Below are 16,251 nucleotides of genomic sequence, written 5' to 3'. Positions count from 1 at the left end.
CTTTAATTTCGAGGCCAGTCTTGGGGTATCATTCCCTTTGGCGGTGCCAATGAAAAGCTTTTATTCCATTATTCTTATTTTTCTATTTTTGCTGAACAATTTTTTCTATGCATCGCTACTTTAAAATCTACAAACCTTACGGTTATCTGAGTCAGTTTATCACAAATGAGATTCCACGAAAAAAGAAAAAATTATTGGGAGAACTGGGTGATTTCCCTGAAGAAACTATGGCCGTAGGACGATTAGATCAGGATTCTGAAGGACTTTTATTTTTAACCACAGATGGAAAAGAAAGCGCCAGAATTACCGGAACTGGCGTAGAAAAAGAATACTATGCTCAGGTTGACGGTGATATTACTGAAGAAGCTGTAGCGCTATTAAAAAATGGCGTAGAGATAAGTATTAACGGCTCAAAATATCAAACGCTGCCCTGTAAAGCTTTTAAATTAGAAAACCGACCTGTTTTCCCTGAACGGGCAAAAAAGATTAGGGACGAGCGCCACGGCCCAACAAGTTGGGTATCGATCACACTTACTGAAGGGAAATTCCGTCAGGTAAAAAAAATGACGGCGGCTGTTGGTTTCCCAACACTTCGTTTGGTTCGCGTACGCATTGGAAATGAAAAATTAAACGATATGGATAGCGGTGAAGTAATCGAACTTCAAAAATTTGATAGCTAAAATTACTAATATTGAGTTTTATTTATACTGAATTATTTCTATATCTAAGCTTCAGAACATTCATTTATTGCTTGCCTTTTTGAAACGAATATTTATACATCTAAAAGTTTCCTACTAATTGCGATTAAATGCTGTTGTGCATATTTTTCAATTTTAGAGAATTCGAATATGAAGGATTTGGTCTGACAATATCAAGATTGAACTAATAACCATTATAATTAAAGTTGTCCATAAATTAAATTTCCAATCTAATTTATACTTGACTGAAATATTATAAACCAGAAAAAACAAGATAATATTTACAAGTATAGATAGTGTAAAAACTCCTAATCCCAGATATTCACTTATTCTACCTTCATCATTAAGATTAATGATATTCATCCATCCGCCATGAATTATGCACACCTTTGGTTTTGATCTTTGCTAGTTGGGAGAAGTAAGAAACGTAAGTTTGTTGGTTTAGTATTGTTTTGATTTACACTATGCTATTTTCAAAATTCGTCGAATTATTTATCGTAAGATAGGATTAGTTATACACATCAATAATATTTCTCGATGTTTGTTGTATCTATCATATATCCACCTAATTCTTTATAGCTTTCAAGGAATTTTTTAAAATAAGCCTTTGCAGCAGGGCTGGCATTTTTATGAATGTGATCTAAAATGAATTCTTCTGATTTCCCATCCTTTTCAACGTAGATGTAGTAATCAAGATCTGCCCAGGATTGAACTAAGTCTTCCTGAGTTAAACCCTCTTCTAAAATTTCGGAAGGTATATCCAATAAGTCCGAAGTATTATTAAACATTTCAGAATTTAATTTTTCATTAAATGTCGTATTTGACCATTCTCCATATTCATCCGCTTCACTATCTGCATCTTTATATAAGCCATTTTCATTTATCATATATAGATCCCTGCAGTCTCCTCCACACATTCCATATATTCCTCCAAAAATAACTTTATCAACTTTTTGAGCATCTGCAGTTAAGGTGCGATCATCTGTTGAACATGACAAAATGGATAACACTAGAACAAAAGAAAATAAAAATTTTTTCATTGAGTTTGTTTCTTAGTAGATGCATCAATTTAAAAATGGTTGCGTTAATTACTCACATTATCAAATAAGATTAGCTTTCAATAAACTTAATCTTCCATTTCTGCTACTGCTCCACCGCTATAACTTCTGGAATCTGCCGCGCCATAACGCATTCCGGTTTCAGGATCGATAAAAATTCCCATCGCTCTACCCTGGCTGCTTCTTGTGCCGGTTTTATGTCCCATTTCTTCGTAAATTCTTTTAGTATCTGGAGAAAATCCCCATTCTTCAAAATAAGTAATATCAGGCAACCATTGATGATGAATTCTTGGCGACTCTATCGCTTTGGCAATATCCAGATCGTAATCTATGGTATTCAAAATAACCTGAAGCACGGTGTTAATGATCGTCCTACCACCCGGGCTGCCAATTGCTAGTACGGTTTTTCCGTCTTTTGCGACAATCACCGGACTCATACTGGAAAGCATTCTTTTTTCAGGAGCGATCAAATTTGGATCTGTACCAATTAAACCTCTTGAATTTGTGTAGCCCGGAATTGGATTAAAATCTCCCATTTCGTTATTCAGTAAAAATCCTGCTCCTTCTACCACATACTTAGAACCGTAACTTTGCTCTAAAGTATAAGTAAGCGAAACCGCATTGCCTTCTTTATCTACAACAGATAAATGTGTGGTTTCTTTACTCTCATATTTTAAATGCGCTTTATTAAAATTAGCCGAATCACTCTCTGAAGCTCCATCCATCAAAATCGATTTTCGAAGTTTTTCAGCATAATTTTTAGAAGTCAGTTCTTCTAAAGGCATATTAGGATTAAAGTTGGTATCTCCTAAATACATCGCACGATCTGCAAAAGCGCGGCGCATCGCTTCAGTAATTAAATGTAAAGAAGTAGCCGAATTTTGTCCAAATTCAGCCATATCGTAGCCCTCAAGGATATTCAGCATTTCTACTACCGCAACTCCGCCAGAACTTGGTGGTGGCATTCCAATAATATCGTAACCACGATAAGTTCCTTTGATGGGCTTCATTTCTTCAGCTTCATATTTAGCAAGATCTTCTTCAGTAATAATTCCGCCATTCTTTGCCATAAAATCGGCCAACAATTCGGCTGTTTTGCCTTTATAAAACCCATCTGGTCCATGCTTTTGAATTCGTTTTAAGGTCTTATATAAATCCTTCTGAACCAGAATTTCGCCATTCTTATAAAGACTCCCATCCTCTTTCAAAAATATCTCTGCAGTACTTGCGTAATCATCTTTGTGTTCCTTAACCCACTTAAAAAACCACTGCATATCTTCACTTACCGGATATCCCTTTTTTGCTAATTTCAATGCAGGTTTTAAAAGATCTTTCCAATCTAATTTTCCAAATTTTTGATGTACTTTATAAAGTCCAGCAACCGTTCCCGGAACGCCAACCGCTAACAATCCGTCATGATTGGAATTGTCTTTTACTTTGCCATCTTCCCCAAGATACATGGTTTCTGTAGCTGCTAAAGGTGCTTTTTCCCTAAAATTGAAAGTAGTTTCTGTACCGTCTTCACCACGATACACCAAAAATCCACCACCACCAATATTTCCGGCAGAAGGTAAAGTTACCGCAAGTGCAAACGCGGTTGCAATGGAAGCATCAACGGCATTACCGCCATCACTAAGAATCTGCGCTCCCGCCTGGGAAGCGAGTTTATGACTACTGGTAACGATCCCTTTTTCTGAAGAAACAGGAATACGACCGCTTTGCGCGAAAGTTGAAAATAATGGCGCAAAACATACAATAATAAGAAATAGTGGGGTATAGATTTTTTTCATAGGTTTAGGAATATAATCGAAAACCTAAACCTAGTCAAATTGTATATTATTTGAAAGAAATTATTCTATTTAAGCTGAAAATTGTGGCTGATACTCAAAGATCTTTCCAAAAAATCTAAAGGTTTCCTGAGCTTTAAGTGTTGCTTTCTGAATTTCTTCTTCTGAAAACTCCCTGGCATTCACTCTTTTCATAAACTCCTTCCAACCCTGCACATTTTTACGATCTCCGTTAAAGAAATGATGTGTAGAAATTGAAGCTAATTTTGTACAATTTTGAAGTTCTTTCGCGATAAGCATTCCGCCCATTGCAGAACCTTCTAAAACATACGCAGCTCCCAAAGCTTCAATCTTATCCTTACAATGAAATTGATTCTCGAACTGTACTAAAGGCGAAGAAAAATCGATATTTAGTGCATTGAGATCCTCAGCTAGTCTTTCACTTTTATCTGTAGAAAATTCAGGCTCAAATTGCTTAATTTCGTCTTCAACTATTTTATAAGCCAAATAGTTTTGAAGCAATAGCAATTTATATTCTTCAAGAGTAATACTGTGATCCATGATTAAACCCGCAGTATTATCTTTTTCGATTTCTTTATGTAGTGTAGCTGTTTGTTCTCTAAGCGTCTGCAGCATCATTCTTCTCTAATGTTATGCTTTCTATATTCGCACGAATTTTATTAAGACTTATTCGTTGCTCTTCATTTTCAGCATTAATATCGTCTAGATATTGATAGATTTGATTTACCGCAATCTTATTTCGACGTATTTTTTCGCGAAGCTCTTCTTTCTCCAGCATATTGAACACCACTTTTTTAAGTAATGGTTTCAATTTTTCACCAAGAGTATTCATGTGCTTTTTCAGAATAAATCCAGAGGCTCCAGATAAAATTGTATTTGCCGCAAGTTCGTCATCATCTATTGTCCCGGTAACGAATATAAATGGCAAGTTATCATCAAATTGCTTTACAACTTGAAGAATATCCAGACCAGTACAAGTTGGCAGATTATAATCGGATAACACAACATCTGGCACGAAATTGTGTAATTTATCCTTACAATCTTCTACATTATCTACAATCTTTACTTCAGGATTCTCTACGATTTTCTGAATTTGCATAGTGATAAGATCGGCATCGACGTCATAATCCTCTACCAGCAATATCTTAAGTGCAGTCTTTATCATCTAGTTAGTTTGGTTTGGTGGCCGAAAAATACAAAATAAATTTTTAATCTATCCCTTATTCTTCCATGTCTGGCAGGCTAAAATAGAAAGTTGAACCCTCTCCAGGAGTTGTTTCTACCCATATCTCACCCTTATGCTTATCTACCACTTTTTTAGCGATCGAAAGTCCTATTCCAGAGCCTTTAAAATCTTCTGTAGCCACTCGTGAAAATACTTCAAAAATTTTGTCTTTATGTAAGGGATCAAACCCCACGCCATTGTCTTTGATGAAGTAAACTGTTTGGTCGTTTTCGTTTTTAAAACCTATTTCCACTGAAGGTTGCTCTTTTTTGCCGCTATACTTTAAAGCATTACTAATCAGGTTATTTACCAACTGAGAAAGCATCCTACGGTCTCCAACGATTTTTGGTAATTTCTCTGCAACTTTTATAGTTGTTTTTGGATAATTACTTTCTGCATTTTGAGAATCGAGAGCATTTTCTACAATTTGTTTCATCGATAACACCTGCTTAGTCAATTGTGTTTGCCCTACTTTAGAGTATGATAAAATATCGTCTATAAGTGTATCCATTTCTGAAGCTGATCTAACAATGGTCTTTACGGCTTTTTGACTGTAATCGTCTAACCTATCTATATAATGATCTTGTAAAATCCTGGCATAACCATCGATACCGCGAAGCGGAGCTCTTAAATCGTGAGACACACTATAACTAAAGGTTTCTAACTCTTTATTAGCATCTAATAACTGGTCGTTTAGACTATCAATTTTATCCTTTTGTTGCTTTACCAAAATATGGACGATACTTTCTCTTAAACTGCTTACCGCTTCTAGATCATAATCCTGCCAGGGTTTTGCTACACCATTTTTCTTCTCTGTCCAGCGTTCAAAAGATTTTCTTGGCGTTAGATATTCTATACCATCTTTTACAAAGCCATTCTTTTCTGGGTTTCCTCCCCAGTTCACCGTTTCCTTGGCTTCTGGCCTAAACCACATGATATAGTTAGCATCCTGCTCACTTATTTGTACACTTAGAATTCCCGATGCTATATTTTTAAAAGCTGCTGCTTTTGGGTACACTGCAGAGAGCGATTTTGTAGAAAAATACACTTCTTTTTCAGCTAAAAATTCATCGCATAATTGCTTAATTTCAGCTTTTTTAGGAGTTTCTCCTGAAAGACAAATTTCTCCGTCCATCACCAATGCTCCACCACCGCATTTAATTAGATCTGTGAATTTTGGATCGAAACGATAAAGCGCTTCTTCAATACTTCGTATCGAAGTCATTTGTAAGACTAGCTTTTTCCTAACCTCATCAGACTTCGAAGTGTTTTCTAAAAAAGTTTTGGTTGTTTTAAGTGCCAGTTTATTTGAAAAAACTTGCGTTAAAAACAAACAAGATTGCCTTTGGTGGTAGTTTATAAATTTTGGTGAATAATGATGACAGGCAACCAATCCCCAAAGCTCGCCGTTTAGCACGATCGCTGCAGTTAGAGAAGCTCCAACTTTCATATTCTGTAAATATTCGATATGAATTGGAGAAACAGCTCGTAACTCTGAGGTTGAAATATCCAATGGCCGCCCGGTTACAGGCGAAATTTCTGGATTAATAGGCGATGCCCTGTAATTTACATCACTAATAATTCTTACTCCCTGCTTCATAAAAATTTCTCTCGCAGGTTTAGGAATATCGGTAGCTGGATAATGCAAACCTAACCAGCTGTCTAATTCTGGTTCTTTTACTTCAGCAACAACTTCTCCATTCCATTCTTCGTCAAACTTATAGATCATGATTCGATCGTAATCGAATAAGTGTTTAACAAGCAAAGCAGCTTGCTGGCACATATCGTTTACAGATTCAGATTCGTCAAGTTCGGTTAAGATCTTGGTTAATTGTTCCTGAAAATGAACTGGATCTAATGACTTTCCTGAAGGCTCTACGTCTATAATAAGATGCTCACCAGAAATCGAAGGAATACATAAAAACTTTTGTTCCCCGATCTTTAATTTTTCGGGTAATAAAGAGTCTTCGTTCTTAAACTTCTTTTTAAAAGATTTTGCTACTTTTTTAGATAAAACCTGCTTTAAAGGTTTACCTAAAACTTCAATATGGGAAATTCCCAGAATATTTTCAATATTTTCACTGCATTGCGAAACATTGAAAGAATTTAAATCACAAACAACGATTACACCATGTTCCTGAGCTTTACCTATAATATGAATAGGCTCCCTGTCGCAATTTGTGATATTTACTTCTTGTTCGCTATATGCGGTTTTACTCATCTACTTTGCTTTAATTTTGAAATAAAATGTACTACCCACTCCCGGTTGCGAATCTACCCAGATCGAACCACCGTGCAATAGCACAATTTTATGTACGTGTGCCAATCCTACTCCTGTTCCTTCATATTTCTCTTCAGTTGGTACACGATTAAATATCGTAAAGATGTTCTTTTGGTCTTCTTCTGAAATTCCTATACCATTATCCATTATAGAGAATACCCAATATTCATCTTCCTGATAAGCTGAAATTCGAACTTCGGGAGTCTTATCTTTTGCACAATATTTTAGCGCATTGCTCAGTAAATTTTGAAATAAAAGACGCATCTCTACTTCAAAAACCTTTAATTTTGGCAAACTTCCCACATGAACTTTCGCCTTAGTATCTTTTATTCTCTTGGTAAGATCGTATTTTACGACCTCTACCAATTCTCTGGTGTCGACAAGTTTTTTCTTGGTGTTTCTACCAATACGAGAATGCTCCAGTAATGCTTTTATCTGTGCTGATAAACGATCTGAAGCTTCGTCGATATACTGAATATAATCTTTTCCTTTTTGATCTAATTTATCTGAATAAATCTTTCCTAAGATATCACTACCAAATTTAATAGTGCTTAAAGGCTCCTGAAGGTCATGCGAACAGATAGATACGAATTGTTCTAAATCGTGATTAGCTCTTTGCAGGTCTCTTTTTTGTTGCTGCAACTCGTCCTGAACCTGTTTTAATTCTGAAATATCTACACAGGTAAATCTATTGGTAATTCCGTTTCCATTTTCATCAAGCTCTACAGTAGAGTTCATGATCACCGGAACTATCTTTCCGTTCTTGGTCACCATTTCCTGCTCTACGTTCTTAAGCTCTCCTTTTTCCTGGAATAATTTATTAAGACGTAAGGCTCTTAATTTAGATTCGTCTTCGTAAAGCTCGAAAATCGGCTTGCCAATAATATCTTCTTTAGAATCGTATTCCAGTTTTTCTACTGCTTCCTGGTTACACTGTACAATTTCTGAAGTTTTTGGATCTACACTAAAGTGTAAAACAGGATCTTCTTCGTAGAAAGATTTAAATCTTCTTTCACTAGCTAGTAATTTGTTTTTAGCCTTCTGAAGTGATTCAATATCTACAAAGGTAATTACGATACCTTCTGTATTTTCTTCAGTATTTCTAAATGGGGAAATTCGTTGCAGATAATTTCTTCCTTCTTTAGAAAGAATATTACGCTCTAATATTTTCCCGGTTTCCATCACTTTATTACAACGATCTACTAAACCTTTCCCTCTATTTACTCCAAAATTGGTAGTGAAGTTATCGATAGGCCTGCCTATATCACTATTTATTAGACTAAAGTGCTTTTTAATTGCAGGTGTAAATTTTCTTATTCTAAGATCGCTATCTAAGAATATAGTACCAATATTAGTACTTTCAAGCAGGTTATTCATATCGGCATTAAGCTGAGCAAGATCATCCATCTTCTGGATATTCTCAGCATTCACCGTATTAATTTCTTCGTTTACACTTTGAAGTTCCTCATTGGTACTCTGTAATTCTTCGTTAGAAGCCAAAAGCTCTTCGTTAGCTGCCTGTAGTTCTTCATTACTGGTTTCTATTTCTTCTAATGAAGTTTGAAGTTCTTCTTTGGTTTTCTTCAATTCTTCTTCAAGCTCAGAAATATATTCTTGAGTACGACCATTAATAGTTACCTGCTCTACCTCGATTGTATCTTCTTCATTAACCTCTTTTTCGATAAAAGTCAATACAAAATTACTCTCGTTATCAAGGTTTTTCGGTTTAAAAGGCTTCACCACAATATCTAATTTCATCACAGATCCGTCTCCTTCTTTTACCACTGCATCATGGTAAACCACTCTTTTCTTCTCTTTGGCAGATTTTTTAGTGGTAGACTGTACGACATGCTTAAGATCTTTATTAAGCATCTCGATTAGATTAGTGGTAAATCCTGAAACCGGCAGATTAGCGTATTTTCTAAACTCACCAACCGCTTCCATGATATTGAATTCGGAATCTACATATACACTTGCAGCTCCAAATTGCTGCATAATCGCTTCGTTAAGTTCGTTTATAAACTTTTGCTTGCTATTACTATAAGTACGATTATCACTACGGCGTGATGAACTGCGTTTTTCTTCCTGATCGACATGAGTTCTTCCTGTGGTAGATCGTAAATTTTGAGTTCTAATTCTCGATCTTGGATGAACATTTCTAAAGATCTTCCATTTTCGACTAATATCCTCAAACGAATCTCTATGAGACGTAACACTTTCACTGGTACCTAATACAAGAAAACCATATTCTTTAAGTGCATAATGAAGCACATCCATCGTCTTCTTCTGTATAGTAGACTGGAAATAAATAAGCAGGTTACGACAAACCACCATATCCATATTACTAAATGGCGGATTTTTTATAATATTATGTTTAGAGAAAATTACCATTCTTCTAATTTTCTCTACGATTTGATAACCTTCTGGTTTCTTGATAAAAAACTTCTTCAGAAATTTATCTTCAACATTGGCTACAACACTTTCTGAATATATTCCTGCACTACCAATATCTAAATGTTCCTGAGAGATATCTGTAGCGAAGATCTTAACTTCAAGCATTTTGTCCTGTCGTTGCATTTCTTCATGAAGCAACATGGCGAAAGAATAAGCCTCTTCTCCTGTACTACAGCCTACATCCCAAATTTTAAGAACCTCGTTATCTTTTTTTGACTCTACAAGTTCTGGAATTAGATCATCTGCAATAATTTCCCAAACTCGTTTATCTCTAAAGAAATTAGTTACTCCAATTAAAAATTCCCTGTATAGCATAGGAATTTCTTCATCGTTATGAAGTAACATATCGTAATATTCCTCTAAGCTACTGCAACCACAAACATTCACTCTTCTAGCTACTCTTCTCGCTAACGTAGAATACTTATATTCTCTAAAATCAAGACCTGTTTTTTCATCTATTAAATGAAGAATCTTAGAAATCGTTTTTTGATCAAATTCAACGTCATGATTTTCTATATCGAAAACAAGCGGAGCGTTAATAAACTTTCTTAGCTCCTCGCCCATTTCTTCTACTGGCAAAATATAATCTACAAGCCCGGTTTGAATGGCACTTTGCGGCATCCCATCGAATTTTGCCTGCTCAGGATCCTGCACCATCACCATGCCGTCTTTTTCCTTAATTGCTCTAATTCCTCTGGTCCCATCACTACCTGTACCGCTTAGTATAACAGCCACAGATTTTTCCTTTTGATATTGAGAAAGAGACTCCAAAAACATGTCTATAGGCAAGTTTAGATGCGCACGCTCTGGTTTCTCTACAAGCTTAAGACAGCCATCATCAACTAATAAATTACATTTTGGAGGAATAAGATAAATGGTCTTCTCTTCCATCTCCATTCCATCCTTTATTTGCTTGATTGGGAATTTAGTTGATTTTGCAAGTAATTCTCCCATCATACTTTTGTAATCTGGAGAAAGATGCTGTATCACCACATAAGTATTATTATCCTCTTCAGGAATACCATTAAAAAATGCTTTTAAAGCTTCTAAACCTCCAGCACTAGCTCCTACAGCAATAATTCTGGATTTTGCATTTTTGTTTTCTCTAGGTTTAACCTTTGGTGTTAGTTTGTTATTTCTAGTCATTGAATTCTTTGAGCAGTAGTTTACACGTGTAAACTTCAAATATATTGGTTAAAAAACACATTTTATACTACAAATGCTTTTAAAATGCACGTTATTCACAAGATTTAGTACACATTTTAATCAATAACTTCCATAATCCCTGCCAGCTTAACAGTTACATTTGTCAGTTCGGCAGCTATAAGAAAAAACTATCGATCATAAAAATATTCAATGTAGTAAATATTCACGTATGTCATGAGTGTTTTATTAGCGAAATTTAACATTTAAAATATTCCTGATAATCAGAGATTCGCAATTTAAATCAATCTTATTCACCCATTCTACATAGCTCTAAGGCAACTTAACTCATCAATTGTCATTTCTCATTTTTTACAATTCTTTAACCCTTGTTGAGATTTTGTTAAAACAATTTCATCTTATATTAAATGCCAATCAAATTTGTGCCGCCAAATTATTTTTTGGCTCGCACGGTCTTTGAGCAATAAAATACAAGTTTAACTTAATATCGTGGCAGAAGGCCACACAACAAAATTGAAAAACACAGAAATGAAAGTATTAGTTATTGGAGCAGGAAATATGGGACTTACTTACGCCGAAGGCATGGCGAAAAGCAGTCTTCTAAATCGAAGAAATCTTATGATCTTCGATAAGTCTGCCGAAGTTATTACCGACTTAAGTAAAGTAGACCATTTTGATGTTTTCGATAAAGTAGACCACTGCCTTCCTCAGGCAGATATTATCTTTCTGGCTGTAAAACCTTACCACATCGAAGGCTTGTTTGAAGAGATCAAACCTATGGTAAATGGTGAGCAAATATTTGTTTCCCTAATGGCAGGGGTTACTATTAAAACCATTCAAGATGGTTTAGGAGTTAAAAAAGTTGTTCGATCTATGCCTAACTTACCTGCACAGGTTGGTAAAGGTGTAACATCTTATACTGCGGCTAAAGAAGTATCTAGAGTAGAGCTTTTAATGGTAAGAAATCTTTTAGATACTACCGGAGAATCCATAAAAGTTGAAAATGAAAATTACATCGACGCTTCTACCGGTATTAGTGGTAGTGGACCAGCTTATGTTTTCTATTTTATGGGATCGATGCTAGAAGCTGCTCTTAAAATGGGATTCTCTGAAAATGATAGTAGAGTTCTTGTTAGTCAGACTTTTGAAGGCGCTGTCGAACTATTTAATCAACACGACCTGTCGCCAGATACATGGATGGAACGTGTAGCTTCTAAAGGAGGAACTACTCGTGCTGCATTAGATTCTATGGACGATAATAACGTAAAGGAACTAATTAAAGAAGCTGCTTATGCTGCATTTGACCGCGCAGTAGAACTTGGAGAAGGCAAATAATCTACTAACTAACACTATCAAACTTAATAATGGAAAATCAGAAGAAAAGAATTGTTGTAAAGGTTGGGACTAATGTAATGACCAACAAAGACAATAGAATATTAGGACCCGTTCTAAAACATTTAGTTGAACAAATATCAGAACTTTATGAAGAAGACGTCATGACCGTTTTGGTATCTTCAGGTTCGGCGATTGCAGGAAAAGAAATTCTTGGAGAAATTAACGTTCACGATCCTTCTAAAAGAAGACAGGTATATTCTTCAGTAGGGCAACCAAGAATGATGAGACATTACTACGGAATCTTCCACGACTACGGAATGCGTTGTGCTCAGGTTCTTGCTACAAAAAGAGATTTTAGCCCGGGAATACATAGAGAAAATATGATTAATTGCTATGAATCTTTACTTTCAGAAGGAATTATTCCTATTGCAAACGAAGATGATGCAGTTTCTGTAACTATGTCGATGTTCTCTGATAATGATGAATTAGCAAGTTTAGTTGCCGAGTTAATTGGTGCAGACTCATTGATCATTCTTAGTGATACAGACGGACTTTACACTGGGCATCCAGATGATGATGATTCAGAAAAATTAAATAAAGTACAGATTGACCAGAATGTCGAAAAATACGTTCAGGAATCTGATAAAGGCGAAGGTGAAGGCCGTGGCGGAATGGAGTCTAAAATTAAGATCGCTAAAGAAACCGCTGCTAAAAATATCACGACCTACATTGCGAACGGTAAACGTCCTAATGTAATTCTTGATATTATGAGAGGTAAACCAGTGGGAACTAAATTTACTTCATAAACTAATCAGCTTAAACGCTAAGATATAATCTCGATTATCGGGAAATTAACTAATTAAAAACTTAAAGCAGATTAAATGATACTTTTAAATTCAGATAAAAAAAATAATGTTTTGAAATCCATGATGCGTATCCTGAATGAAAAACGAGAGGCTATTATCACAGAAAATAAAAAGGATCTTGAAGCTTTTGGAGAAGGAGATCAGGCGATGTACGATCGTTTGGTTTGTGACGATAAGAAGGTGGATGGTATGATTACTTCGGTAAAACAAGTAATGGAACAGGAAGATCCTGTAGGGCAAACTATCGAGCATAGAAAACTTGATACTGGTCTTGATATTACAAATAAAACGGCTCCTTTTGGAAACATCATGATTATTTACGAATCTCGACCAGATGTTACCATAGAGGCTGCTGTGCTTGCTTTTAAAGCAAATAATAAAATTTACCTTAAAGGTGGTAAAGAGGCAATAAATAGTAATAAAATTCTTGTAGAATGCTGGCATGAGGCTCTTAAGGAAAACGACCTAAGTTCAGATTGGATCGAGTTATTACACCTAAGCCGTCCAGAAACTCAAGAATTTCTTAAAAATCCACCAGTACAATTAGACTTAATTGTACCAAGAGGTGGTGAGCGATTAATTGGATTTGTAAAAGAACACGCCACTGGTGCAGTATTAGTTAGTGGTAGAGGAAATAATTTCCTTTATGTTTCTAAAAATGCCGATTTTGAAACCGCTAAAAAAGTGATGCTAAACGCGAAAATCGATAAAATTTCGGGTTGTAATGCATTAGATAAAGTGCTTGTGGATGTTAATCTTCCAGATTATGAAGCTAAACTGAAAGAACTTCAAGAAATGTTTAAAGAAAATGAAGTAAACATTCTAGTTGATGATGATGTGAAAAAAGTGCTTAGCGAAGAAGATAGCATTCCATCTGAATCTATCTGGTACGAAGAGTTTCTTGCTATGAAGATCGTAATTGGTAGTATCGATGGCTTAGATGCTGCGATCGAAAAGATCAACAAATATTCTGGCGGACACTCGGCTTCTATTATTACTACAGAAAAGGATGAAGCGATCAAATTTATGGAGCAGGTAGATAGTGCTGCAGTTTACCATAATGCTTCAACCAGATTTACTGATGGTGGACAAATGGGCGTAGGTGCAGAGCTTGCAATTAGTACAGATAAGTTACACCATAGAGGGCCACTAGGTCTAAAACAGTTAACTACAAATAAATATTATGTGCTTGGTGACGGGCATATTAGAGCATAATTTTCATTATAAATGGAAAAACAAAAAGGGTGACAAAATTGTCACCCTTTTTAATATCTTAAATTCGACAAAAATAGATACTAAAATGTAACTATTTGAGTTTTTAATAGTCCAATAAGAAAGAAAACATAACCATGAAGAAAATAGTGTATGCTGCTGCCTTACTGGCAAGTTTGTACTCTTGTAAAACAACACAAAATCTAACTTCTAACGATAAGCCAATTATCACAAAAATTGACCTGGTTAATGTCGAAGATGATAAAGTAAAAGTTAGCGTAGATCCTGCTAAAATTACTACTGAAGAAATTAGCTTTTTTATTCCGAAAACGGTTCCCGGAACCTACTCTACCGATAACTACGGAAGATTTATCGAAAACTTTAAAGCCTACGATTACGATGGCAACGAGTTAGAATTTACGCATCAGGACGACAACACCTGGACGATCACCAATGCCGAAGCTTTAGACAAAGTAAGTTATGAGGTAAACGACAGTTACGATATCGAAGGCGAAAATGGTGTCTTCTCCCCTTCTGGAACAAATATCGACGCTTCTAACAATTTTATGCTGAATTTGCATGGTTTTATAGGCTATTTTAGTAAGCTTCAGGAAGAGCCATATCGCATAGAAATTCTTAAACCAAATAATCTCGTTGGCGGAACTTCTCTAATTGTTTCTACGGAAGATAAAAATTCCGAAGACAACTTTAGTACAGATATTTTTAATGTAGATCGCTATTTTGAAGTTACAGATCATCCTATCATGTATGCAAAACCAGACACTACAAGTTTTGATGTAGAAGGAATGAAGGTCCTTTTAGATGTGTATTCGCCAAATGATAAATTTTCTGCTCAGGATATCAAACCTGGAATTGAAAAAATGATCGCTGCTCAAAAAAGATTTTTAGGGGACATAAACGACACTAAAAAATATGCGATCCTGCTTTATCTTTCAGATCTACAAAATAAAGACGCTCGCGGGTTTGGTGCTTTAGAACATCATACCAGTACTGTTGTAGTACTACCTGAAACCATGCAAAAAGCACAGTTGGACGAATCTATGAAGGATGTGGTGTCTCACGAATTTTTCCACATTGTAACACCGCTTAGCGTACATTCTAACGAGATTCATTATTTCGATTATAACGATCCAAAAATGTCTCAGCATCTTTGGATGTACGAAGGAGTGACAGAGTATTTCGCGAATCTTTTCCAGATCAATCAGGGGCTAATTTCTAATCAGGATTTCTACGATCGCATGTCTGATAAAATAGCATCATCGATGAGTTTCGACGATACTGTTCCTTTTACCGTAATGAGCGAAAATATTTTAACAGACGAATATAAAGATAGCTACTATAATGTTTACCAAAAAGGAGCTTTAATAGGTATGGCTCTGGATATTCGATTAAGAGAACTAAGCAATGGCGAAATGGGTATTCTTGATCTTATGAAAAAATTAAGCGAGAAATATGGTAAAGACAAACCATTTAATGATGAAGATCTTATTGGTGATATTGTTGAATTAACCTATCCTGAAATTCAATCATTTTTCGACCAGTATGTCACCGGGGAAACACCAATTCCTTACGACGAATTTTTCGCTAAAGTTGGTTTAGAAGAAAAATCTGTTATGGTAAACACCAGTTATTTCTTAAATGGGCAGGTTCCATATATCGATGGTGATCCTGCTTCAGGTGAACTTTTCTTTAGAGAAGGAATTAGCTTTAATACTTTTATTGAAGAATTAGGTGCTGAAGGTGGTGATGTTATTAAAACGATAAACGGAACAGAATATACCGTTCAAAATGTTTATGGATTAATTACAAGTTCACAATCCTGGGCAGAAGGTGACGATGTAGAGATCGTGGTAAACAGAGATGGCGAAGAGGTAACACTAACTGCCAAAGTTTCGCAACCACAAACTGAAGAAACTTCGATCACAGAAATGGATCTTCCAGCAGATAGCCCAAAAGTAAAATTAAGAGAAGCCTGGCTTAAAAATTAAGTAAAAAAATTAGAGGCTAAATTCTCTAATTTCAGTTTATAGAATCGCTGCTTAACTTGCCTCTTTACTATTAAAATTAGATAGTTTAAAGAAGTATTTTAAGCAGCTTTTTTATTCCGTTTAATTCAACTAAATTACCAT

11 protein-coding genes are annotated in these 16,251 nt (G+C 35.5%); 5 read left to right on the top strand and 6 right to left on the bottom strand.

Going from position 1 to position 16,251, the window contains the following annotated elements:
• Positions 1–107: 107 nt before the first annotated feature.
• Positions 108–680 (top strand): pseudouridine synthase, encoded by a 573-nt coding sequence (locus tag BM201_RS10290; protein WP_092542267.1) that lies wholly within the window; start codon positions 108–110, stop codon positions 678–680.
• 539 nt (positions 681–1,219) lie between these two features.
• Here the strand turns inward: BM201_RS10290 and BM201_RS10285 are convergent.
• The 6 genes from BM201_RS10285 to BM201_RS10260 form a co-directional block, all read right to left on the bottom strand.
• Entirely contained in the window at positions 1,220–1,738 is a 519-nt protein-coding gene (locus BM201_RS10285) for a hypothetical protein (RefSeq protein WP_092542265.1), read from the bottom strand.
• 86 nt (positions 1,739–1,824) lie between these two features.
• Positions 1,825–3,546 carry a gamma-glutamyltransferase gene (ggt, locus tag BM201_RS10280; RefSeq protein ID WP_092542264.1) on the bottom strand — a complete coding sequence of 574 codons (1,722 nt, stop codon included), beginning with the start codon at positions 3,544–3,546 and terminating at the stop codon, positions 1,825–1,827.
• Positions 3,547–3,615: 69 nt separating this feature from the next.
• On the bottom strand, positions 3,616–4,182 hold the full coding sequence (locus BM201_RS10275; protein ID WP_245758618.1) for a biliverdin-producing heme oxygenase: 567 nt from the start codon (positions 4,180–4,182) through the stop codon (positions 3,616–3,618).
• Entirely contained in the window at positions 4,163–4,729 is a 567-nt protein-coding gene (locus BM201_RS10270; protein ID WP_092542262.1) for a response regulator, read from the bottom strand. Before BM201_RS10270 ends, BM201_RS10275 begins: the two co-directional genes overlap by 20 nt.
• A 55-nt stretch (positions 4,730–4,784) precedes the next feature.
• A complete protein-coding gene (locus BM201_RS10265; RefSeq protein ID WP_092542260.1) occupies positions 4,785–7,010 on the bottom strand; it encodes an ATP-binding protein in 2,226 nt (741 codons plus the stop codon).
• Positions 7,011–10,670, bottom strand: a complete 3,660-nt coding sequence (locus BM201_RS10260) for a CheR family methyltransferase (RefSeq protein ID WP_092542256.1) — start codon at positions 10,668–10,670, stop codon at positions 7,011–7,013.
• A gap of 546 nt (positions 10,671–11,216) precedes the next feature.
• On the opposite strand from BM201_RS10260, the gene proC reads away from it, so the two are divergent.
• From proC to BM201_RS10240, 4 genes are all read left to right on the top strand, one after another.
• Positions 11,217–12,023: a pyrroline-5-carboxylate reductase gene (gene proC / locus BM201_RS10255; protein WP_092542355.1), complete on the top strand. Its 807-nt coding sequence runs from the start codon at positions 11,217–11,219 to the stop codon at positions 12,021–12,023.
• A 29-nt stretch (positions 12,024–12,052) separates the two neighbouring features.
• A complete protein-coding gene (gene proB, locus BM201_RS10250; RefSeq protein WP_092542254.1) occupies positions 12,053–12,829 on the top strand; it encodes a glutamate 5-kinase in 777 nt (258 codons plus the stop codon).
• 75 nt (positions 12,830–12,904) lie between these two features.
• Complete coding sequence (locus tag BM201_RS10245; RefSeq protein ID WP_092542252.1) at positions 12,905–14,104, top strand: glutamate-5-semialdehyde dehydrogenase; 1,200 nt, start codon at positions 12,905–12,907, stop codon at positions 14,102–14,104.
• 134 nt (positions 14,105–14,238) lie between these two features.
• On the top strand, positions 14,239–16,110 hold the full coding sequence (locus BM201_RS10240; RefSeq protein WP_092542250.1) for a M61 family metallopeptidase: 1,872 nt from the start codon (positions 14,239–14,241) through the stop codon (positions 16,108–16,110).
• Positions 16,111–16,251: the final 141 nt, after the last annotated feature.

Origin of the sequence: Zunongwangia mangrovi (genome assembly GCF_900112105.1) — a bacterium.
GTDB lineage: Bacteria > Bacteroidota > Bacteroidia > Flavobacteriales > Flavobacteriaceae > Zunongwangia > Zunongwangia mangrovi.
The sequence above is the reverse complement of the archived record's forward strand: the minus strand, read 5'-3'. Positions and strand labels throughout refer to the sequence as shown.

Excerpts from the sequence above, each read along its gene's own strand:
- BM201_RS10290 (WP_092542267.1), top strand. The coding sequence starts at position 108 with ATGCATCGCTACTTTAAAATCTACAAACCTTACGGTTATCTGAGTCAG.
- BM201_RS10285 (WP_092542265.1), bottom strand. The coding sequence starts at position 1,738 with ATGAAAAAATTTTTATTTTCTTTTGTTCTAGTGTTATCCATTTTGTCA.
- ggt (WP_092542264.1), bottom strand. The coding sequence starts at position 3,546 with ATGAAAAAAATCTATACCCCACTATTTCTTATTATTGTATGTTTTGCG.
- BM201_RS10275 (WP_245758618.1), bottom strand. The coding sequence starts at position 4,182 with ATGATGCTGCAGACGCTTAGAGAACAAACAGCTACACTACATAAAGAA.
- BM201_RS10270 (WP_092542262.1), bottom strand. The coding sequence starts at position 4,729 with ATGATAAAGACTGCACTTAAGATATTGCTGGTAGAGGATTATGACGTC.
- BM201_RS10265 (WP_092542260.1), bottom strand. The coding sequence starts at position 7,010 with ATGAGTAAAACCGCATATAGCGAACAAGAAGTAAATATCACAAATTGC.
- BM201_RS10260 (WP_092542256.1), bottom strand. The coding sequence starts at position 10,670 with ATGACTAGAAATAACAAACTAACACCAAAGGTTAAACCTAGAGAAAAC.
- proC (WP_092542355.1), top strand. The coding sequence starts at position 11,217 with ATGAAAGTATTAGTTATTGGAGCAGGAAATATGGGACTTACTTACGCC.
- proB (WP_092542254.1), top strand. The coding sequence starts at position 12,053 with ATGGAAAATCAGAAGAAAAGAATTGTTGTAAAGGTTGGGACTAATGTA.
- BM201_RS10245 (WP_092542252.1), top strand. The coding sequence starts at position 12,905 with ATGATACTTTTAAATTCAGATAAAAAAAATAATGTTTTGAAATCCATG.
- BM201_RS10240 (WP_092542250.1), top strand. The coding sequence starts at position 14,239 with ATGAAGAAAATAGTGTATGCTGCTGCCTTACTGGCAAGTTTGTACTCT.